Origin of the sequence: Desulfosarcina ovata subsp. ovata, assembly GCF_009689005.1 — a bacterium.
GTDB classification, from domain to species: domain Bacteria; phylum Desulfobacterota; class Desulfobacteria; order Desulfobacterales; family Desulfosarcinaceae; genus Desulfosarcina; species Desulfosarcina ovata.
In genome coordinates this window covers 4,106,259-4,129,281 of record NZ_AP021879.1, presented here as the reverse complement: position 1 = coordinate 4,129,281, position 23,023 = coordinate 4,106,259, and the positions used below count along the sequence as shown (strand labels likewise).

The following is a 23,023-nucleotide window of genomic DNA, read 5'->3' as shown; positions in this document are numbered from 1 at the left end:
ATCTTTTCTTTTTGGCGTATGTTGAATCGGGTATCTTAACCATATGGGAAAGTTAGTGTCAAGGATCAATTTTAGATTGATAATCCAACCATTTAAAAATTCGGCAAATGCCTGAATTCCCTGAGCCCTGAATATTCAGGTTGAATTTTTAAACGGACGATGATTCTGTAATTTCAAAAGCTTCTACGTGATATCGACTGTCTGGATATATAATGATCTGTTTTTCAATCGCCTTTTCAAGACCGGGGATCAGTCGGTTTTCTTCACCATGCAAAAATTCCGCGACTTCTGGATTAACCCGAAGGGTAAGCTTTTTTCCGGTCATATCCACTGCATACCTTAATATTTCTCTATAAATCGAATAACATATAGACTTAATAGAAATTATATATCCTTCACCTTCACAATAAGGACATGGGTCGCACATCAGTCGGCTAAGCGGTTTTCTTGTTCGCTTTCGCGTCATTTGGATTAGTCCCATCTCGGAAATCGGTAAGATGTGGGTTTTACTTCTGTCCTTTGTGAAAGCCTCGTTCAATGCGGAAAACACTTTTTCCTGATTGGATTTTTTTTCCATATCGATAAAATCGATAATAATAATTCCTCCAATATCTCTGAGCCTGATTTGATAGGCGATTTCTTTAACTGCCTCCAAATTCGTTTTTAGGATCGTCTCCTCCAAATTGTGTTTTCCTACATACCGGCCCGTATTTACATCTATGGCAACCAGTGCCTCCGTGTGTTCTATAACTATATAACCACCTGATTTTAACCAGACTTTCTTTTTAAGCGCTCTTGATATATCACCTTCCAGATTGTACGCGTCAAAAATGGGTTCTTTTCCATCGTAGAGTTCCACTGAAGGTTTAAGCGATGGATTAAAGGTTTCCAAAAACCCCAAAACAGATTCGTAATCGGCTTTAGAATCAATGACTAACTTTTCAGCTTCTTGAATCAACAGGTCGCGTACGGCCCTTAAACTCAGGTTCAGTTCCTGGTGAAGTGTCGAAGGGGTTCCATAGGTTTGATATTTTTTTTGAATATTACACCAAAGATTTTTTAAGAATCCCATTTCATAGGCAATTTTTTCTTTATTGACACCTTCTGCAGCCGTCCTGACAATGTACCCCATCTTGGTATTACTAGAAAGCTCAGTAACAATATCTTTCAATCGTTGGCGTTCGGTTTCATCTTCGATCCGCCTTGATATTCCGATATGACTTGAGGTCGGCATTAAAACTAAAAATCGCCCAGGAAGAGAAATATTTGATGTTATTCTGGCGCCTTTTGTTCCTATTGGCGATTTCGATACCTGAACTAAGATTTCCTGACCCTCGGAAATAATATCCTCAATATTTTCCTTTTCTTCTTTTATTGGTAAAATTTTTTCTTTCAATTCTACCGTTTCTTCACTGTTTTCCTTATAATCATTACAAGTAAAATATTCTTCTATGTCTGAGTAATTATTTCGAACGACATCATCCACATAGATAAAAGCGGCTTGATTTAGACCAATATCGACAAAAGCGGCCTGCATTCCAGGCAACACACGTTGAACACGCCCTTTATATATATTTCCTGTATTATCCCGGCTCCCTTTTCTTTCGATAAACAATTCTACAATGGTTTCCTCTTCTACAAGGGCCACACGGGTTTCATGGTCTTCCACATTGATAATGATTTTTTTATACATAATTATATTTTTGTTATAAGCGCCGTTAATATGTCTTCTTTATTTAAATTAAATATTATTTTAATGGCTTGCGTTGGTCGGATAATGTGTTTTTCAATTGGTTTGAGAATTATTTTTAATTTTTTATTGCTATGCAGTTCAACTTTCTCTACTGCTTTTTTTAAATCAAAATTTAATATTTTTCCTTTTTTGTTCTTTCTTTCAATATTTACAGACTGTTGGAAATTAAACCATTCTAAATCTTTTTCCTTAAAAAAACCATCTTTAAGTTCAACCCAATAGGTCTTATTGTCATCGCCTACAGTTAAATTTATCTTGGAAAATTCGTAACATCCTATAATTTCAATATTTTCTAATAATTCAGAAGATAGCCGACGAGAAATTGTTTCCGGTTCTAAAAATAGATCCAGCGTAATCAACATTTCTTCATTTTCGCTCTGCATTCCCATTGGCAATGTATCTCGAAAAGAAATTTTTGGCATGGGGTGAAAGCCGGCAGAATATTTGACCGGTATTTTTGCACGCCGAAAACTTCGGTTGAAAATTTTTATCATTTCAAGATGCGCCAAAAACCGAGCAAATCCGATTTTTTTAAATTTTATTAGATATTTGAATGATTGTTCAATGGGATGTATATTTTTTTCAACCTTTTCCTTTCCACAATCACTTTCTTTTTGTTGAAATGATATGGGTTTAATCGTTTTAAAGTCACACACGCCGCATCCACTGCAATCTCCGTTGCGGCAATCCGTGGTTCGTTGTTCCTTGAATGCGCGTTTTCTTTCTTTAATCAAATATTTTTTTTCAACACCGATATTGATATGGTCCCAAGGTAATATTCTTTTTTCGTTCATTGGCGTAAACGAGTATGCTGTCGGTATTACCCCACTCTCTTTAAAAACATTTATCCATCTGTCATAATTGAAATAATCACTCCATCCATCAAACCGACAGCCGGCTTTCCACGCGTTTATCAACACCTGTCCAAGTTTTCTGTCCCCTCTTGACCAAACCCCTTCTATTATGCTCACTCGGGGATCCTGCCATTTGACCTGGATTCCTTTCATATTCAATTGATCTTTTAGCCAATTCATTTTTCCAATGGCTGTTTCCAGATCAATTTGGGATTCCCATTGAAATGGCGTATGCGGTTTGGGAACAAAAGTTCCAAAACTGACATTTATTTTTTTAAATTTTTTATCTTTATTATGGGCCTTCAAACGCTTTACCATATCAACGATCGCCCAAAGATCATCCTGTGTCTCTGTTGGCAGCCCAATCATGAAATACAGCTTAATCATTCGCCATCCCATCAAAAACGCATTATCAACCGTTCTGAATATATCCGCTTCGGTAATCATTTTATTGATTACATTACGCAACCGCTGACTGCCGGCTTCGGGGGCGATCGTAAATCCAGTTTTGCGTACTCTTTTAATAAGTTCCATTAATTCCGGGGTAAGCGTACCGGCTCGCAAAGATGGCAATGAGATGGATACATTATCATTTTCCCCAAATGCCATTATTTTTTCCATGACTGATGAAATACACGTATAATCTCCTGTACTTAAAGATAGCAAAGATAGATCTTCGTATCCTGTTTTTCCAAGGGCTGTTTTAACCGATGATATTATTTTATCCGGATCCCTCTCCCGAACCGGACGGTAAATCATTCCGGCCTGACAGAAACGGCATCCGCGGGTGCATCCCCTGGCAATTTCGACCCTAAGACGATCATGGACGGGTTTACCATAAGGAATTATCGGTGAATCCGGAAAGGGTGTGTCATTCAGATCCTTGACAACCACCCGTTCCACCGCCAGATAACCCGATTTTTTGGGGGTAAGGATGGGTTCGCCATCCATATTGTAGTCCACCTGAAAGAAGGATGGTATATATACACCTTTTATTTTTGACCAACTTTCAAGTAATGAAGATCGATCCCGATCAATGGATGCTTTCCAGTTTTGCCAGGCATCCGTCATTTTAACGATCACTTCTTCACCATCACCAATGACGATGGCATCAAAGAAATCTGCAATCGGTTCAGGATTGCATGTGCAGGGACCGCCGCCAATAATTAACGGTTCTTCTTTCCTTCTCTTCTCGGCAAGAAACGTGATGCCACCTAAATCAAGCATATTAAGCATGTTGGTGTAATTGAGTTCGTAGAGCAGACTGAAGCCGATAATATCAAATTCACCAATCGGTATTTGGGATTCCAGGGAACATAATGGTATATTGTTGTCGCGCAGCTGTTTTTCCATGTCCAATGCTGGCGCAAACACCCGTTCAGCCATTATTTCTCTATTTTTATTCAAAATAGCATACAAAATCTGTATTCCGAAATGGGAACTGGCAATTTCGTAAAGGTCTGGAAATGCTAATGCAATGTGTAATTTTGTATCATTCCAAGATTTTTTTATTCGGTTAAATTCATTTCCCAGATATCGGCTAGGCATTTGCACAAGGGGCAGGATATCTTGAATCGTTTTTTCGCTCATGTTATTCTTCTTTACTTTGTTTTTAAAATGCAAAAAGGCCTGCAATGTCAAAAATAACCCTACAAATCAATAGAAAATTATTCCGATTCACCTTGTTATTCGCTCTCTTATCATTATCCTTTTTTTTTTCTCCAAGAGGTTATGCCAATGTTGAGACACGCGAAAATAATGTCGTTAAGGCGGTAAGAAAGGTCAGCCCTGCGGTTGTCAATATAAACTCGCAGCATGAAATTCGCAAGAATTCCAATCCGTTTTCTAAATATGGAATGGATCCCCGCCTTGAAAAATTCTTCAATGATTTTTTTTCTCCGGAATTGTCGCGCAGAGAGAAACGGACCAGTTTGGGCTCCGGTGTCATCATCGACGGTCGCCGCGGTTATGTGTTGACCAACAATCATGTCGTCGAAAAAGCCACCAAGATCAGCATTACATTAAATGACAGCAGGGAATTTGATGCCACTATCGTGGGTATGGATCAGGATTCCGATCTTGCTGTGTTAAAAATTAAATCTGACCAGCATTTGCCGGATGTTCAGATGGGAGATTCGGATGATTTAATGATCGGCGAATCGGTGATTGCCATCGGAAACCCGTTTGGTTTTTCCCATACCGTCACTACTGGCGTTGTCAGTGCGGTCAATCGCAGTATAAAAACAGCGGATCGTGTTTTTCATGAATTTATTCAAACCGATGCTTCAATCAACCCTGGAAACAGTGGTGGCCCCCTGCTCAACATCAATGGCGAATTGATAGGCATCAACACGGCAATCTATGCACAAGCGCAAGGAATTGGATTTGCTATTCCCATCAACCGTGCCCAACGCATCATTTCCGACTTAATCAATTATGGAACGGTTGTCGAAGCGTGGATAGGAATTGCCGTTCAACCCATTGAATCGAGTCTTTCCGCATATTTGAATTTGGAAAACAACTATGGATTATTGATTTCGTCAGTAGACACAGAGAGTCCGGCAGAACAGTCAGGCCTTAAAGAAGGAGATATTTTAATATCGATGGATGGCCATCCATTGGTATCCGTATCTGATTTTCAAATACAAATGAAGTCGGTTTCGGTCGGTCAAACAATTGCGGCAAAGGTGTCAAGAAATCAGAAAATAATAAATTTAGAAATAAAAACAGAATCTTTTCCAAATGAAAAAGCCGAATCTTTCGCTTACCAGCATTTGGGGATCATCATTTTTGAAATGGATAGTGACATTCAGATGAAATATGGAATCCCACCTCAACCAGGGGTTCTGATCACCAAAATGCGCAATGGGTCTCAACTCGACCGCATTGGTGTAAAGCCGGGTGATATTATCCGCCAAATTGGTGAGGAAGAAATTGAAAATATGGAAAATTTTCGTTCTGCAATCGCAAAATACCACAATCATTCATCACTGGTCATTCTCATCCAGAGGGAAGGCCATTTTTATCATATAAATGTATCCTTAAGGGATAATTAAAAATGAAACGAATCAAAATTCTGCAACTGATCAACTCAGAAAAGGTATTGGATGATGTCTTAATTAAAGGCTGGATTCGTACAAAACGCGATTCAAAAAATTTTTCCTTTATTGAGATAAATGATGGATCCTGCCTTAAAAACATGCAAGTCGTGGTCGATGAAAATTTACCATCCTACGCCGACCTCAAAAAGGTGACCACCGGATCTGCTATTGCCGTATCCGGTGATCTGGTACCTTCCAAAGGCAGCGGTCAAAAATGGGAAGTTTTGGCTAAATCCATCGAAATAATAAGTCTGGCACCCGATACCTACCCTTTACAAAAAAAACGGCATAGCGATGAATTCCTTCGTAGCATCGCTCATCTGAGGCCACGAACCAACAAATATGGTTCAATATTCAGAATTCGCAGCGAACTCTCCTGGGCGGTCCACAACTATTTCCGTGAAAGAGGATTTCGCTATATCCATACCCCCATCATTACCGGATCCGACTGCGAAGGCGCTGGGGAACTTTTTCGGGTAACGACATTAACACCTCCATTTCCCACCACCCCGGATGAAAAGATCGACTTTTCAACTGATTTTTTTGGTGCGGAATCAAATCTTACGGTCTCCGGGCAGTTGTCCGCCGAAATGTTTGCGCTTTCCTTGGGCGACGTCTATACTTTTGGGCCTACTTTTCGCGCTGAAAATTCAAATACCAGTCGTCATGTCGCCGAGTTCTGGATGATCGAACCAGAAATGGCCTTTTGCGATCTCATTGAAAACATGGATCTTGGTGAGGACCTGATTAAGTTTCTTATCACTTTCGTTCTCGATAATTGCTCACAAGATATCGATCTTTTTGCCCGTTTTGTTGACAAACAATTAATATCCACTCTGAAAAATATCGTTTCTTCCGAATTTGAAAGAATTCCCTATAAAAAAGCGGTAGACATATTGCTCCGATCCAATAAATCCTTTACCTACCCGATTTCCCATGGACTGGATCTTCAGTCAGAGCATGAACGCTACTTGGCCGAGCAATTTTTCAAAAAGCCGATTGTGATATACGATTACCCAAAAACGATAAAGCCGTTTTACATGCGGATGAATGAAGATGATGAGACCGTGGCCGCCATGGATATCCTCGTTCCCCGGATTGGCGAACTGATCGGCGGTAGCCAGCGCGAAGAAAGATTGGATGTCCTGGAAAACAGGATGGATCTATTGGGTCTGCCCAAAGAGAGTTACTGGTGGTACCTGGATTCAAGACGGTATGGTTCTGCCCCTCACAGTGGATTTGGAATGGGATTTGAGCGCTTACTGATGCTCATCACCGGTGTAACCAATATTAGAGATGTGGTTCCTTTTCCAAGGACACCGGGAAATATCGATTTTTAATTATAGGATCCTACAAACTTGTTAAACGTATTAACAATTTAAAAAAAAAGGATTGACAACCACTGGTGATTATGAGAGTCAGTATTTGCTCTTTTAAGCAGATAATCTGACTTACCGCTGGCCTCATCGCTGAACCGACTATCCTGATCCACCAATTGCATCTGAAGCTGATCCTGTAACCATATTTGTCATTAAAGGAGCGCACCCATTCAAGAATCCCTGATATTCCATTGAATATCAGGGATTCTTTATTTATGGAAATTTAAATATCCAACATACTGACTTCCAGCGCATTATTTTGGATAAAATCTCTTCTGGGTTCGACTTCATCCCCCATTAAAACAGTAAAAATTTCATCCGATTCGACAGCATCCTCCACCGTCACTTTCAATAGGTTACGCTTGTCGGGATGCATGGTGGTTTGCCATAACTGTTCCGGATTCATTTCACCAAGGCCTTTGTACCGCTGGATATTGAGACCTTTTTTACCTTCTTCGATAAGAACCTGCAGCAGTCTGAATTTATCTTCCACGCTGACGGGTGTGTCTTCACGATCGATCGTTGTCACTTCAAAGGGCGGAATATCCTGACTTTCTATTTTTTTATACAACATCAAACATTTTTGATAATCCGATGAATAGATCAGATTCCTTCCAACAATATTGTCCTGCTGATAGTTGTTCTGATCGGGCGTTTTTACAATTAATTCAAAAATATCGTCTTCTTCATTCCATGGCAATGCCTCTGTTGAATAGCCTTCCTCTTCAAATTTCGCCTGCAGCAGACGCATCTTTTCCTGATCTTGAAGAAAGGATTTATCCAGGACATCTGCTTTAATCAACGTTTCGACAACATTCTGATGATACCCGCTTATTTCCAATTTGGCCATCGAGGCAACATATTCGCTCAAATCACCCAAGAAAACAAAAAGATGATGATCCGAGAGGATCCTTTCGGTCTCGACAATTTTAATATGTTTTTTCTCGCATATTTTTTTCAGAATGAAATCATTCAGCTCTTTTTCATTTTTTATGTAGGATTCGCTCTTTCCCTTGCCTATTTTAAAAAGCGGCGGTTGGGCGATGTACAAATACCCTTTATCTACCAATTCAGGCATTTGTCGGTAAAAAAAAGTAAGCAACAAGGTTCGGATATGGGATCCGTCAACATCCGCATCGGTCATTATAATGATCTTGTGATAGCGGATTTTCTCAATATTATATTCTTCTTTTCCTACACCCGTTCCCAAGGCAGTGATAATATTCTTTATCTCTTCGCTGCGCAGAATTTTATCGAAGCGGGCCTTTTCCACATTCAATATTTTGCCTTTCAACGGCAAAATGGCCTGAAATTTTCTGTCCCGACCCTGTTTTGCGGAACCACCGGCGGAATCCCCCTCGACCAGAAACAGTTCCCTTAAAGCCGGGTCGGAAATTTGGCACTCAGCCAGTTTCCCCGGAAGGGTGGAATCGATCAGGGCTCCCTTGTTTCTGGCCAAATCCCGCGCCCGTTTTGCCGCATCCCTCGCTCTGGCGGCATCGACTGCTTTTTCGATAATCTTTCTCGATACAGCGGGATTTTCCTCCATGAAAGCGCTGAGTTTTTCATTGACCAGCGATTCGACCAGACCTTTGACTTCGCTGTTTCCCAGTTTGGTTTTGGTTTGACCCTCAAACTGCGGCGATTTTATCCTTACGCTGATGATGGCGGTCAATCCTTCACGAACATCGTCGCCACTGATTTTGGCCGAAAGATTTTTTGGCAAATTTCCGTTTAAACAATATTGATTAATGCATCGGGTCAGCGCGGCCTTGAATCCGATAAGATGAAATCCACCTTCTATTGTATTGATATTATTAGCAAAAGAAAAAATATTTTCTTTATAGGTCGCATTGTATTGAATTGCGACTTCGATATTGACATCATTTCGATAACCTTCGATAAATACGGGTTCATGCAAAACAGCATGACGTTTATTCAAATATTCGACAAATGAAACGATACCGCCTTCGTAAAAGAATTTTTCATTTTTATCGAAACGCTCGTCTTCAATAAAAATATTGACCCCTTTATTCAGGAAGGCCAGTTCCCGAAGCCGTCTGGAAAGAATATCGTAATTGAACTCACTAACATTGAAGATGGTTTCGTCGGGGATAAAATGGATTTTTGTGCCCCTTTTGTCCGTATCTCCTTTAGCGGTCAGTTCACTTGTTTTTATCCCCTGTGCATATGTCTGATAATAGATCTTTCCTTTGGCGTAGATCTCGACTTCAAGCTTTTTGGATAGGGCATTGACCACACTGACGCCCACACCGTGAAGTCCCCCGGAAACCTTATAACTGTCATTGTCAAATTTTCCCCCAGCATGCAACTTGGTTAAAACAACCTCGACAGCAGGGATATTTTCCGTACGGTGAATATCAACCGGAATGCCGCGCCCATTGTCTTCAACGCTAATACTGTTGTCCGGGTGGATCGTGACCCGGATATCATCGCAAAATCCAGCCATGGCTTCGTCAATGCTGTTATCAACCACTTCATAGACGAGATGGTGCAGACCCGCCACATCGACGTTTCCAATATACATGGAAGGTCTTAACCGAACCGGTTCAAGTCCCTCCAACACATCAATACTATTTGCATCGTAATTGTCGTTCATTAATTTTAAATTCTCATTGGCATGATGACGCTGGTAAAAGTTTTGTCCCCGTCGCCTTCGATAATGCAGGGGTGGTTGCCGTCTACAATATTGAGAATGATATTGTCATCCTCAATAACACTCAATGTATCCAGAAAAAATTTCGGGTTAAACGCGGCTTCAATAACGTCGCCGGAAAACTCAATTTCCATTTCTTCCTTGGACTCACCATAGTCCGGATTGGTGGCAGTGACCACCAGTTTATTTTCATCAAAGTTGAATACGGCGCCTTTATAATTATCCGTGGCCAGGATGGACATTCGTTTCAGCATCTTGGAAAATTTTACTTTATCCAACTCAATCAGGTGGACCGTTCCCTTTTTCAGAATGTCATCGTATTTGGGAAACTCTCCTTCAAGCATACGGATAATAATTGTCTCAGCCTCTTTTTGGACAACGAAATTGCTATCCTTGATGCCCACTTGAACATCGCCTTCGATGTCTAAAAATTTGGCAACCTCATTAAGTCCTTTTTTTGGCACCAGTACCCCTTCACCCGCATCAATGGTCTGCGACATATCAAATTGATGATCGACTGAATTCAACCGGCTGCCGTCCGTCGATACAAAACGGAAGCAACAAATATCTTCGGTTTTGATTCGCTCGACGAAAACACCGTTGATATGGGCCCGCTTTTCATCTCCGGCCGCAGAAATAATCGTGGCGCGTTCAATCATTTTTTCGAGAACAGAGGCATCAATCGGAAAAAAATTGACTTCAGTAATGTGCGGTGTTTCCGGAAAATCGTCGGGATTCATTCCAACGATGTGGTATTGAATTTTGCCACTGCCGATTTCGATCCACCGATTTTCAATTTCGTTGATCACAATGTCATCTGAAGGGAATTCACGTAAAATTTCGTATAGTTTTTTTGCGCTGACGGCAATAGCCCCCTCTGTATCTACCACAGCCCCATAAAACCCCTCAAATCCGGTTTCAAGATCAGTGGCCGTCAGATGAACCCCCTCATTACCGCTACGGATCAATATGTTTTCGGTAATGGCTAGATTGCTACGTCGTCCGGCCAACCCCTGAATCTTTGCCAGCACGCTTACAATTTGAGATTTGTTGATCGTGAATTTCATAATAGAATTCCTTTTGTAAAGGTTCTTATTCTACTTAGAGCTGACAAAAAGTTAATAAATCTATAACAATTTAAAAATATTGGGTTAATTTTATACCTTGCCCGTTAATAACCCCTTCTATACATTTTTAAATTCACGCTTTCATGGGCAACGAAATCGAATTTGTTCATAACTCACAAATTATTAACCCGATATCAGTCCGCTGCGGCTGGTAATCATCAGCCATCAGGGCAGCACCCATTTTCGAATCGCCGGAACCACAGTTTGATCCCATTCCACCGATGCCCTCAGTTTGAGAAACGCGTTAAAGAGGCCATTGATCAGATGGATTGCTTTTTCGAAAAGATAGGCTTTTTCCAGCAATAACCCCTCGACGTCGTCTTTTGTTTCCATTGGACCGGTTTCAGGGACCTTGAGACTTGAAAAACTGAGGCTTTCGCCTTTGATTGAGAATTTCCACTCCTGATTTTCCGTTTTGTAGATCAGATTCATCTCAACGACCACGGCACCCTTGCGAAGGGAGAGGAGCCCCTCTTCCAATCCGGCATCATCCCCTTTGATCGTAATGATTTCACTGGTATCATTGACATTGTTCTCAAGAACGATACGGTTGCCGATATCCAGTGTTGTGATGGTTTCATCGATCGTTTTAAAATAGTCCTGATTGGTATCGGTGCTAAACCAAAGCCAGGTCAAAAATTCATTACCAATAAATTTGTATCGGTTGTATGCAACAGCGACATCCAGCATAGGAATATGGTTACTCCGTGAATCGGGTTTGACTGAGTTGGGCAATGGTATCTTTTTCCATATCCGACAGCGGCGATGTCAATGTCGCCATGCTGTATGGAAAAAGCCGGATCAGTTTTAATTTGAATGACCGGGTAAAAAGGGTTTCCAGTTCTTCATTGGCCCCTTTCAAATTGGAAAAAAACCACAGGCGACCTTCTTCGTAATTCCAGATCAGATCATAAATGTTCGGGGTTGCAGGAATTCTCAGATTCAATAAATGGAGTACATGGTCTTTGATTTCTTTTTTTTCGGTTTTGCTTAAAAACTCGCGACCACTGGATTCAAGCCGCTTTTTCATTTCCAGAGTATAGTGTTTTTGAACAATTTTTGCGGGAATCGATTTTTTATCGATACGCATGGAAAAAACCAAATGAGTGCCGATCAAAAATGGATTTTTATCAAAATCCGTATTGAAAGGATCGTTAAAACAGGTCCATCCAATGGCTTTATCTGACGATTCGTTGTCAATTTCCTCGATTGACTGTTTTTTTAATCCCTTGGATATGGTTTCAATGATCGGTTCGTCGAGTTTGCCCTCGACAAAGTATTGCGTAATCGAAACAGAAGAAGAAAATATTCCCATAGATGATTCCGAATCCAGCTAAGATGTTAGTAATTTTAATTAAAAACGCATACATATACATTTTTTTAGTATCTTTTTCAAGGTCTTTTTTAGAAAACCGACCAGAAGTGGCGGCTGAAAATATCATCTTTCATAGGCATGATGATGATATCGTCCGCGGTTCATCCTGGCCTATTGACAAAAGATATTGAATCATACAGAATTCAATAATTTTAAATTAAAAATATATAATGAACTCAAATACTTTTATAGCTGACCTGCATATCCACTCAAAGTTTTCAAGGGCGACCGCCAAAGATCTTGATCTTGAAAATATTTATATATGGGCTCAGCTCAAGGGAATAACGGTGGTGGGCACCGGTGATTTCACTCACCCGGATTGGTTTGCCCAGATCATCGATAAACTCGAACCCGCTGAACCGGGCCTGTATCGGCTGAGAAGCGACATTGAAAAAAGCTGTGATCCGCAGGTGCCCGTTTCCTGCCGGGCGCCGGTACGGTTTATGCTCAGCTGTGAAATCAGTAATATCTATAAAAAGCAAGATCGAACCCGGAAGAATCATAATCTTGTGTTTTTTCCGGATATTGAGGATGTGAAGCGGTTTAATGGTCGTTTGGATGCGATTGGCAATATCTGTTCGGACGGCAGGCCGATCCTTGGTTTGGATGCGCGGGATTTGCTTGAAATTACATTGGAAACATCCGAAAATGGGTTTCTTGTGCCCGCTCACATTTGGACGCCCTGGTTTTCCATGTTGGGATCGAAATCAGGATTTGATACCTTATCTGACTGTTTTGAAGATTTGAGTCACCATATTTTCGCCGCAGAAACCGGTCTGTCATCGGATCCGCCGATGAACTGGCGCGTATCCGATCTGGATCAGGTTACCTTAATATCCAATTCCGATGCTCACTCACCATCCAAGCTCGGCCGAGAGGCCAATATATTTAAAACGGAATTGAGTTATCATGCTATGCGCTGGGCCATGGAAAAGGGAGATAAAGATCAGTTTCTGGGTACTTTCGAGTTTTATCCCGAAGAGGGGAAATATCATGTGGATGGCCATCGCAAATGCGAGGTCTGTTTTTCGCCGGCTGAAACCCTGTTGCATCAGGGAATCTGTCCGGTCTGCAACAAACCACTTACCCTTGGGGTGTTGCACCGTGTGGAAACTCTGGCCACCCGTACAGAAGGGGTTCGCCCAACGCGGACATTTCCTTTTTATCGGTTGATTCCCTTAGAAAATCTGCTTTCCGAAATATTCAGGGTCGGACCAAAATCAAAAAAGGTGTCGCAAACCTACCGGGTGTTGTTGGAAAAACTGGGAAATGAGTTCAATATCCTGCATTACCTCGACACCGAAAAAATTGAATCGGCCGGCGTGCCCCTGCTCGCCGAGGCGATTTCTCGCATGCGGGATGATCGCGTATCGTTTTCGCCGGGATATGATGGGTTGTTCGGTACGGTCCGGATTTTTTCCGAGGCGGAGCGATCAACGGTTTCCGGACAACGCAGTCTGTTTGCAACTGCGGACAAAATCACAGATGGGGTGAAACCGCCCACCAAGAAAAAAATTTCCCAACCGCCAAATCCATTACCGGATATAACACCGTGCTCAGTCAAGGATCATTCCATTCAATTAAATCCGGCGCAGCAGGCGGCCGTCGATTTTGAAAACCGGGCGCTGATGATCGTGGCCGGACCCGGTACCGGAAAAACCCGCACCCTGACCCATAAAATTGGAGGCATCGTCAACGCCGGGGTCGATGCCCGGCGTGTGCTTGCCGTGACCTTTACCAACAAAGCGGCAACAGAGATGCGCGAACGGCTGCGCACAATGCTTGGGGATTCCCAGTCGATGCCCATCCTGGGGACCTTTCATTCCTTGGGTTACCGGATTTTAAGTCAATGGCAGGCCGATCAGCCGTTTTCGGTCATCGATGAAGGGCATCGCAGAGAACTGGTCCGTGATGTTTTGGCTTTAAATGGGCTGACAGGCAAAGCGAGTCCCGTTAAAGTCGATGATCTGATGGGCTGGATTGTCGCGGCCAAACAGAAATTGCTTTCCAGTCAGGATCCATTGGACGATCTGTGTCCACCCGATCTGGCAGCCATGTTCGAACGCTGCTATCAGACCTATGAACGGTTGATGGATATTGATCATCTATTGGATTTTGAGGATCTTATTTTTCGAACGGTTCAGCTGCTGGAAAACGAATCGTCGATTCAGGATCGATACGTCAATCGGTTCAGTGATATATTTATCGATGAATATCAGGATATCAATGCCGGCCAATACCGGCTTGTTCGCCGACTTGCCGGGGATCAGGCCCGCCTGTGCGTGATTGGGGATCCAGACCAGTCCATTTATGGATTCAGAGGGTCTGACATTACCTGTTTTAACTGGTTTTTAAAAGACTATCCCGGGGCGGAAGTCGTCTTCCTGAGAAAAAACTATCGATCCACCCAAACCATTCTGGAGGTATCGTCGCAGGTAATCCAAAAGAATGCCGAACGGCTCGACACCGGCCATCGTCGGGCCGTCTATTCCGACCACGTCGGCGATCGCACCATTCAGGTCACGGAAGCGCAAACGGAAAATACCGAAGCGGTGGCCATTGGCAAGACCATTGAAACGATGATCGGCGGCATTGGCTTTTTTTCAATGGATTCCGGTGCGGTGGATGGATCCACACAAACAGGCGGCTTGAGCTTTTCCGACTTTGCGGTTTTGTTTCGAACCCGAATTCAGGCCGATCCCATTCGGCGAATGCTGGAAAAGGCCGGTATTCCCTGCCAGGTGATCGATCGTCAATCCGTATTGGACCATCCTGGAATAAAAGGGGTCGTTTCTATTTTCAGGCTGATTCATGGATTGGGGACGTTTGCCGACATCCAGATGGCCAGTGATCACCTGAAACCCGGTATTTCCGGGAAAACAGTGGAAAAACTGAAGTCATGGGCTTATCGGAACCGTCTGCCAATTAAAGAGGCCCTGATTCAATCGCGACGATTGCCCATCCCCGGCATGGGAATATCAAAGCAGCAGCAATTATACGATTTTTTAAACCAAATATCGGACTGGAAGCAACGAGTGGAGACCCTTTCGCTGCGATCCGGTCTCGATATGATCACCGAACAAAGTGGCATACTTGAAACCGTTGGTGATGAACCGGGATTTGAAAAGGGATTTCAGCACATGATGGAAGCGGCCGATGCGCATCGTTCGGATGATGCGGCCGGGTTTTTAGCAGCGCTCGCCCTTTGCAGGGATACGGATACTTATGACCATCGGGTTGAAAAAGTTTCCCTGAGCACCATGCATGCGTCAAAGGGGCTTGAATTTTCGGTGGTTTTTATTGCGGGCTGCGAAGATGGATGGATTCCCTATCAATCCGTTAATCGTCCCGCTGATCTGGAAGAGGAACGCCGGCTGTTCTATGTGGCGCTGACCCGGGCCAAGCGGCATCTCTTTCTGACCCGGGCCAAGACCCGACTGATCAATGGCCAGATGCAACCGCGCCAACTCTCTCCCTTTGTCAACGATATCGAAAACATCTATAAGGAATTCAGCGCAACCGGCCTGAACCGGCCACAACCAGCGATACAGAAACAACTGTCTCTGTTTTAAGGAGTAAGCCATGTCAACCGATCCGATCTTATCCGTCCAACTGGATAATGGATTAACGATGCAGTGTATTGATCAATCCAGAAAAATTGCTGCCGATCGATGGTATATTTGCATTTGGATCGAGATTGTTGTTTGCGTGGACAAAAAATGGTTTACCCATTTTTTTATGGACGAAAAAAAGTATCAGAAGATAAGGGATCTGCTGGGTCCGTCGGTCGTTTTTAAACAGAAGCATGAAAGAAATTTTGTCAGTGAAGGCGAAAAAGCGCAGATTATAGAAACGATCTGCCAGCATGCATCCGAGATGGGCAGAACCTATTTCTGCCATGCGGATTTTCCAGCCAAATACATATTGAAATGCCTTCATGCAAAACAAACCCCATTCAATTGAATATAAATGAAAAAGGCCACACTTATTCCGTTTGATCGTTCCCATCGCCTTTTGGATAAGGTGCGAGGTTATCTTGAGGATATGGAATCCTTTTTGAGTGATCCGGAAAGCGGCATCGCCATCCTTCTCGAGGCCTTGCCGCATGCCGATACGCCCCTGCTGATAAAGATCATTCCACTGCTCGGCTATGCCGGAAAGGACAGGGTGTTGTGGCCATTGTACGATCTGGTGGTGGGAGGAGCAACGGATGAACAGATTCGCGCTGCCGCTGCGGTTCAACTGGGCCTGGCTGCCTCCCTGAGCAGAGATGTCCTATCGCTCAACGCTGCGTTGATCAACATGCTGGACCATTCGGCGCCATCGATTCGAATTGCCTGTGCATTGGCGCTGGGTTGGGAGGGAAACCACCCGGCGGTTTCGGCACTGATTCATCATTTTGACGATCTTGACCGTGATGTTCAGGCCGCAGTGGTGTCGGCAATGGTATCCGTGGGAGATGGATATGTTTTCGAATTTCTGACAACGCGCCTGCAGGTGGGGTTAATGGAAGAGAAACGCAGCATATTGCTCCATCTCTGGCGGTTCGCAGAAAAGTTTCCGGATGTCGAATCCGTCTATATTGAAAATATGGGCGATATTCCCATGGAGTTGCGGGTGGATGGCCTGACCGGGTTGGGAATGCTTCCCCTGACGACAAGGATTGTGGATTTTTACCGCCGGCTTCTGGCTGACCGGGAACCCCGGGTCCGTCTTCAGGTGTTGGACAATCTGTTGGGCTGTAAAGCCGACGATTACCATCTGCTGAAAGAAGAGATCCGTTTGCTTTTAAATGATGGGGATCTTCCGGTCAGACAGGCAGCCATCCGGCTGTATGGCCGGGTCAAGCTTCAATGAGGCGGTTCTGAATGGCAAATCGGGAAAGGTCGGCGTTGTTGCGCAGATTCAGTTTTTTCAAAAGACGGAACCGATAGGTATCAACGGTTTTTATGCTGATGTGATAGGCCGAGGCGATTTCGCGGTTGGTGTAACCCATGGCCAGACGGCGCAACACCTGGAGTTCGCGGGTAGAGAGGGTTTCCAGCGGGCTTTGGGACTGACTTCCTTTGGCAACCCGGAGCGCCAGTGCTTCGGCGGCATCGGCAGTTAGAAAAAGGGACCCGGAATGAACCTTGCGGATCGCTTTGACCAGTTGCTCCGGTGCGCTCTGTTTGGTGATATAGCCCATGGCGCCGGTCTCGATGGCGCGCACCACATACTGATGTTCTTCGTGCATGGTTAAAACGAGAATCGGCAATTGCGGATTTTCGCTTTTCAGTTGGGTGATTACTTCCAGTCCATCCAATACGGGCATGGATATATCAATCACCGCCACATCGGGTTTTTCCTTTCTGACCGCCAGAATCGCTTCGCGGCCATCCGACGCTTCGGCCACGACTTCAATGTCGCCACTTTCTTCGACAATCCGGCGCAAACCGGCCCGAACAATACTGTGATCGTCTGCCAGCAGGACTTTGATCATACGGTTCGACTTTCAGATATAAGGATCGTAAAATGAATCCGTCAAACCATGGCCGGGTCGCCATTACATGTCGGATTTAAAGAACGATTCCGCATCCACAATGCTGTTTGGCCGTTTGGTGTACTCGGTTGGCTCCGTGCCTTCCTTAAAACATTCAAAGATGGTGTCGCGGGATTCGGGAATGGGCAACAAGCCGGTCCGAGCATCGATTTTTGCGAAAACGACGCCTTCGGGAACCGGAAAGACGCGTACCGGTTTGTCTTTCAGCACCGCCTGCATGAAACCGAGCCAGATGGGGCTGGCGGTTCTTGATCCGGTTTCACCTTTGCCCAGGGTTTTGTTTATATCGTGGCCGACCCAAACACCGGTAATATACTGTGGGGTGTAGCCCATAAACCAGGCATCCTGCAGATCATTGGTGGTGCCGGTTTTACCGGCGACAGGACGGTTAAGTGCCCTGACCCGTTTTCCAGTGCCTTCCTTGACCACGCTTTCCATCAGGCTGGTGATGATGTAAGCCGTGCTTTTTTCGATTACCCTTTCCCTGGAAGGGTTCATTTCTTCGAGCACATTTCCCCATCGATCTTCAATTTTTGTGATGAAGGCCGGTTCGATCAGATATCCCTGGTTGGCGAAAACCGCATAGGCATTGACCAGTTCGAGGAGCGTTACCCCAGAGGATCCCAGGGCGATGGAAAGATCTCGCGCCAAGGGCGATGTGATGCCCAGTTTTCTGGCGTAGTCAATGCAGTAATCCACGCCGATATCCTGAAGAATTTTAATGGAGACCACATTACGGGATTTGGTCAGTGCTTCACGCAGCAGCGTGGGTCCGTAGAATTTCTTTCCGTAATTTTTCGGTTTCCAGGTTAAGTCACGCTCCTCATCATCAAAAACAATGGGGGCGTCGATGATTTCGGTTGCCGCGGTATAGCCTTTGTCCAGTGCCGCCGCATAGAGAATCGGTTTGAAGGCCGATCCTGGCTGACGATGGGATTGAACGGCGCGGTTAAACTGGCTTTCCATGAAATCACGGCCACCGACCATCACTTTGACGAGGCCGGTTTCCGCCTCAATGCAGAGCAGGGCGCTCTGGGCATCAGGCACCTGATCCAGAGACAGGTCCCATAACTCTTCATTGTTTGTCTTTTTATTCAATCGAACCAGAATTACATCGCCGGTGGCGAGCACGCGGCTCACTTTCTTGACGCGAGCCTGATAGGCGGCCAGTTTTGGATTGGGTTTGCGTGCCCAGCGGATATCATCGATGGGAATCATCCCCCGCGCATCCCCCATGCGCACCGTGGCTTTTCCCCCGCTGTCGTCCACGTCGATCACCACACCCTTGACCGAGTTTCCTTCGACCAGCGGGGATTTTTCGATCAGGGCCTTTTGTTCCTCACAAAATGGTTCAATCGCCTCGACGGCCAGGTGAGATTCCGGCCCCCGGTATCCCTGCCGGCGGTCCAGATCGCGCAGGCCTTTTTCTATTTCCCGGCGGGCCGCTTTCTGCATCTCGATGTTGACGGCGGTAAAAATTTTCAGTCCCTGCGTATAGAGGGCATCGGCGCCGTATTTTTTTTCCACATAGCGCCGGACGTGTTCGGTATAGATGGGGACCTCTTCGATGTACCAGTTTCGCCTGGGTTTGATGTCCATCTTGACGTCAATGGCTTCGGTGACTTGCGTATTATCGATGAAGCCTTCCTCGAGCATCCGGTTGAGCACGTAAATTTGACGCTGTTTGGCCCGCTCGGGGTGGCGGAAAGGTGAATATCGGCTGGGGGCCTGGGGCAGTCCGGCCAGAATGGCACATTCGGCCAGGTTCAACTCACTGACGGACTTTCCGAAATAGTTTTCGGCGGCCGCTTCGACACCATAGGCCCCATGTCCCAGGTAGATCTGATTCAGGTAAAGGTAAAGAATCTCCTCTTTGGTAAAGGTCTTGTCGATGCGATAGGCCAAAATCGCCTCTTTAATTTTTCTTTCGTAACTGCGTTCGGGGGTCAACAGAAACGATTTGGTGACCTGCTGGGTGATGGTGCTGCCGCCCTGAACAATCGCTCCCGCTTCCAGGTTTTTGATGAATGCCCGGACGATACTGAAAAAATCGATGCCCTGGTGTTTGTAAAAGCGCGAATCTTCAGCTGCGATAAACGCCTGTTGGAGTTGAATCGGGATTTTCGATAGGGGCACGACGATTCGCCGCTCTTTGTAGAATTCGGCTATTTTTCGGTTGTCATCCGAATATACGGTGGTGATAATGGGTGGGCGGTAATCGCTCAGAGACGAAATTTTCGGCAAACCGTCACTCATATAGTAGTAGACGCCGACCATGGCTGCCGTACCCATCAACATCAGGACGAAAGCCAGTGCCAGTGACCATTTGATCAGTCGCCCGATGGTTGCCCCGGGCTTTCGCCGAGCCCTGTTTTTCATGATTTGCGAAGTGCTTTTTTCTCTGGTCATAGCGGATTAGAAAGTCTGTCCGGTTATCTGTTTCCGGTCTGCAGGCCGGGTTTTCCGGTAGTAAACGATCCCTTTATCGCTTCTTTTGCGGATTGAACGATTAATCGGATTACCCTAACAAAGTAAATAATTTTTCGCAAGATTATCCCGCAGTTGCAAAAAAAAGGGATTGACTCCGGCAGTCGATCTGATTAGATAATCCGGTTTTATCTTATTTGTCCGAACACGGCTGATCCGCTTCTTCTGTCGGGCCGATGGCGCCCATTAAAATGGGATCGTTTGTATCCGGTTGGCAGAATGAATGAAACAATGGTTGCTTTGATGGAGGGGCGGGCAAAGAATGGTCGGAGACGGACGGGAATGGAGTAAAAACAAATGATTGAACTCGATTTTGAAAAAATGGGCGGCCTGGTTCCGGCCATTGCCCAGGATGTTGAAACCGGTGATGTCCTGATGTTGGCGTTTATGAACCGGGCGGCTTGGGAAGAGACGCTGAAAACCGGACGGGCCACCTATTACAGCCGGAGCCGTGACACCCTGTGGGTCAAGGGACTGACATCCGGCCATATCCAAAACGTAAAGGAGATCCGGGTGGACTGCGACAACGACACCGTGCTGCTTAAAGTGGAACAGGTGGGCGGGGCGGCCTGTCATACCGGATATGCCAGTTGCTTCTATCAAAAAGTGGACAACGGGTCGCTGGTGACTGTCGGCGAGCCCGTTTTTGATCCCAAGGAGGTTTATAAAGAATGACCATGCCGCTGAAGTTGGGTATTCCCAAAGGAAGTTTGCAGAACGCCACGTTTGCGTTGTTCAAACGGTCCGGTTGGACCATCAATGTTAATGATCGCAGTTATTTTCCGGAAATTAACGACGAGTCCATCGAGTGTGCCATCTGCCGTGCCCAGGAAATGTCCCGCTATGTGGAAAACGGAACCCTGGATGCCGGACTTACCGGAAAAGACTGGATTGCCGAAAATGATTCCGATGTGCATGTGGCCGAAGACCTGATCTATTCCAAGGTCAGCGCCCGTCCGGCCCGCTGGGTGCTGGCGGTCCCTTATGATTCACCGATCAAAACCCTTGAAGATTTGGAGGGCAAAAAGATCGCCACCGAACTGGTGCAATTCACCAAGCGCTATTTCGAGAGCCGCAATATCTCCGTCAAAGTGGCGTTTTCCTGGGGGGCCACGGAAGCCAAGGTGGTCTCCGGCCTGGCCGATGCCATTGTCGAGGTGACCGAAACCGGCAGCACCATCAAGGCCCACGGCCTGCGCATTATCCACGAACTCATGCAGACCAACACCCAGCTGATCGTTAATCGAAGCGCCTGGGAAGATCCGCAGAAGCGCGAAAAGGTCGAACAGATCGCCCTTTTGCTCAAAGGCGCCCTGCTGGGAGAAAAACTGGTCGGGATCAAGATGAACGTGCCGCAAGAAAAGCTGGCCCAGGTGGTCGATCTGCTGCCCAGTCTCAACGCTCCCACCGTCGCCTCCCTGTACCAGTCGGATTGGTTTTCCGTGGAGACGGTCGTGGGCACCAACGTAGTCCGGGACCTGATTCCCGAACTGCTCAAGCAGGGTGCCGAAGGTATTATCGAGTATCCGCTCAACAAGGTAATCTGATTTCCTTTTCAAGGGGGAATGGGCATGGCATCGAAACGCACCGAAGAGATGACATCCTTTATCGTTATGGATGTTCTGGAACGGGCCTGTGAACTGGAATGTGAAGGCAAAGACATTGTGCATCTGGAGGTGGGCGAGCCCGATTTCGATACCCCCGAATGTGTCAAAGCCGCTGCCTGCGATGCCCTGGCGAACGGATTCACCCATTATACCCACAGCCTGGGGCTTCCGGAACTACGGGAAGCGATCTGCGAGTATTATCACACCACTTACGGCGTTTCCGTCCAGCCGGATCAGGTGGTGGTGACCTCGGGCACCTCTCCGGCCATTTTCATGATCTTCGCCGCCCTGCTCGAGGCCGGTGACGAGGTGATTCTTTCCGACCCGCATTACGCCTGCTACCCCAATTTCATCAAGTTCGTCGGCGGGGTGCCGGTAACGGTACCGGTTTTCGAGGAGGATGGGTTTCAGTACCGCCCCGAGGCCATCGAAAATAAGCTCGGTGACCGCACCCGCGCAATTTTCATCAACTCCCCCTCCAATCCCACGGGTAACCTGCTGTCCGAATCGCGTATGCAGGCCATAGCCGGGATGTCCCCCTGGATCGTCTCCGATGAGATTTACCAGGGGCTGGTCTACGAAGGAAAAGAGCACTCCATCCTCGAGTTCACCGACCGGGCGTTTGTGCTCAACGGGTTTTCCAAACTGTTTGCCATGACCGGGTTGCGCCTGGGGTATTTGATCGCGCCCAAGGAATTCATGCGTCCGATTCAGAAGGTGCAGCAGAACTTTTTTATTTCGGCCAACGCCATGATCCAGAAGGCCGGGATCGCCGCCTTGAAATCGGCCGGCGAGGATGTGGCCCGCATGAAACGCATTTACAACGAACGCCGGATATTCATGATCCGGCGCCTGAAAGAGATGGGGTTGGGGATCACCGTCGAACCCACCGGTGCCTTCTACGTCTTTGCCAATGCCAAACACCTCTCCAACGACTCTTACGCCCTGGCCTTCGAGATTCTGGAGAAGGCCTGCGTGGGCGTGACGCCGGGGATCGATTTTGGCGCAAACGGGGAAGGGTACCTGCGGTTTTCCTACGCCAATTCCATGGAAAATATCGCCGAGGGCTTAAACCGCCTGGAGGCCTATCTGAAGACCCGGTCGTAAACGGAACGATAACG

The 23,023-nt window shown here is 45.8% G+C and carries 16 protein-coding genes; 8 read left to right on the top strand and 8 right to left on the bottom strand.

Annotation, left to right across the window (positions count from 1 at the left end; genetic code table 11):
* Positions 1–148: 148 nt before the first annotated feature.
* Positions 149–1,693 (bottom strand): Rne/Rng family ribonuclease, encoded by a 1,545-nt coding sequence (locus GN112_RS18260; protein ID WP_155311537.1) that lies wholly within the window; start codon positions 1,691–1,693, stop codon positions 149–151.
* A 2-nt stretch (positions 1,694–1,695) separates the two neighbouring features.
* Entirely contained in the window at positions 1,696–4,197 is a 2,502-nt protein-coding gene (locus tag GN112_RS18255) for a TIGR03960 family B12-binding radical SAM protein (RefSeq protein WP_155311536.1), read from the bottom strand.
* Positions 4,198–4,241: 44 nt separating this feature from the next.
* Between GN112_RS18255 and GN112_RS18250 the strand changes: the two genes are divergently transcribed.
* Together GN112_RS18250 and asnS are read left to right on the top strand one after the other, a co-directional pair.
* Positions 4,242–5,663, top strand: a complete 1,422-nt coding sequence (locus GN112_RS18250; RefSeq protein ID WP_155311535.1) for a trypsin-like peptidase domain-containing protein — start codon at positions 4,242–4,244, stop codon at positions 5,661–5,663.
* Between the two features lie 2 nt (positions 5,664–5,665).
* Entirely contained in the window at positions 5,666–7,048 is a 1,383-nt protein-coding gene (gene asnS, locus GN112_RS18245; RefSeq protein ID WP_155311534.1) for an asparagine--tRNA ligase, read from the top strand.
* Between the two features lie 262 nt (positions 7,049–7,310).
* Here asnS and gyrB read toward each other — a convergent pair whose 3' ends face one another.
* From gyrB to GN112_RS18225, 4 genes are all read right to left on the bottom strand, one after another.
* Positions 7,311–9,707, bottom strand: coding sequence for a DNA topoisomerase (ATP-hydrolyzing) subunit B (gene gyrB / locus GN112_RS18240; protein WP_155311533.1), 2,397 nt, complete (start codon positions 9,705–9,707; stop codon positions 7,311–7,313).
* A 5-nt stretch (positions 9,708–9,712) separates the two neighbouring features.
* Positions 9,713–10,831: a DNA polymerase III subunit beta gene (dnaN, locus tag GN112_RS18235; RefSeq protein ID WP_155311532.1), complete on the bottom strand. Its 1,119-nt coding sequence runs from the start codon at positions 10,829–10,831 to the stop codon at positions 9,713–9,715.
* A 225-nt stretch (positions 10,832–11,056) separates the two neighbouring features.
* The gene (locus GN112_RS18230; protein ID WP_231717057.1) at positions 11,057–11,527 is read right to left on the bottom strand and encodes a hypothetical protein; all 471 of its coding nucleotides are present in this window, start codon (positions 11,525–11,527) and stop codon (positions 11,057–11,059) included.
* A 64-nt stretch (positions 11,528–11,591) separates the two neighbouring features.
* Positions 11,592–12,206, bottom strand: a complete 615-nt coding sequence (locus GN112_RS18225; protein WP_155311530.1) for a recombination-associated protein RdgC — start codon at positions 12,204–12,206, stop codon at positions 11,592–11,594.
* A gap of 854 nt (positions 12,207–13,060) precedes the next feature.
* Between GN112_RS18225 and GN112_RS18220 the strand changes: the two genes are divergently transcribed.
* From GN112_RS18220 to GN112_RS18210, 3 genes are all read left to right on the top strand, one after another.
* Positions 13,061–15,838 carry a UvrD-helicase domain-containing protein gene (locus tag GN112_RS18220; RefSeq protein WP_162458992.1) on the top strand — a complete coding sequence of 926 codons (2,778 nt, stop codon included), beginning with the start codon at positions 13,061–13,063 and terminating at the stop codon, positions 15,836–15,838.
* A 10-nt stretch (positions 15,839–15,848) separates the two neighbouring features.
* Positions 15,849–16,229 carry a hypothetical protein gene (locus GN112_RS18215; RefSeq protein ID WP_155311528.1) on the top strand — a complete coding sequence of 127 codons (381 nt, stop codon included), beginning with the start codon at positions 15,849–15,851 and terminating at the stop codon, positions 16,227–16,229.
* A gap of 93 nt (positions 16,230–16,322) precedes the next feature.
* Complete coding sequence (locus GN112_RS18210) at positions 16,323–17,123, top strand: HEAT repeat domain-containing protein (RefSeq protein ID WP_155311527.1); 801 nt, start codon at positions 16,323–16,325, stop codon at positions 17,121–17,123.
* Here the strand turns inward: GN112_RS18210 and GN112_RS18205 are convergent.
* On the bottom strand, positions 17,110–17,748 hold the full coding sequence (locus tag GN112_RS18205; RefSeq protein ID WP_155311526.1) for a response regulator: 639 nt from the start codon (positions 17,746–17,748) through the stop codon (positions 17,110–17,112). The genes GN112_RS18210 and GN112_RS18205 overlap by 14 nt on opposite strands.
* Positions 17,749–17,811: 63 nt before the next feature.
* Entirely contained in the window at positions 17,812–20,187 is a 2,376-nt protein-coding gene (locus GN112_RS18200; protein WP_231717056.1) for a penicillin-binding protein 1A, read from the bottom strand.
* A 405-nt stretch (positions 20,188–20,592) separates the two neighbouring features.
* Here GN112_RS18200 and hisI point away from each other — a divergent pair, with 405 nt between their 5' ends.
* Genes hisI through GN112_RS18185 form a run of 3 tightly spaced genes read left to right on the top strand, consistent with a single transcriptional unit; the run spans position 20,593 to position 23,009 of the window.
* On the top strand, positions 20,593–20,970 hold the full coding sequence (gene hisI, locus GN112_RS18195; RefSeq protein ID WP_155311524.1) for a phosphoribosyl-AMP cyclohydrolase: 378 nt from the start codon (positions 20,593–20,595) through the stop codon (positions 20,968–20,970).
* Positions 20,967–21,842: an ATP phosphoribosyltransferase gene (gene hisG / locus GN112_RS18190; RefSeq protein ID WP_155311523.1), complete on the top strand. Its 876-nt coding sequence runs from the start codon at positions 20,967–20,969 to the stop codon at positions 21,840–21,842. The genes hisI and hisG overlap by 4 nt, the downstream gene beginning before the upstream one ends.
* Positions 21,843–21,866: 24 nt before the next feature.
* Positions 21,867–23,009 carry a pyridoxal phosphate-dependent aminotransferase gene (locus GN112_RS18185; protein WP_155311522.1) on the top strand — a complete coding sequence of 381 codons (1,143 nt, stop codon included), beginning with the start codon at positions 21,867–21,869 and terminating at the stop codon, positions 23,007–23,009.
* Positions 23,010–23,023: the final 14 nt, after the last annotated feature.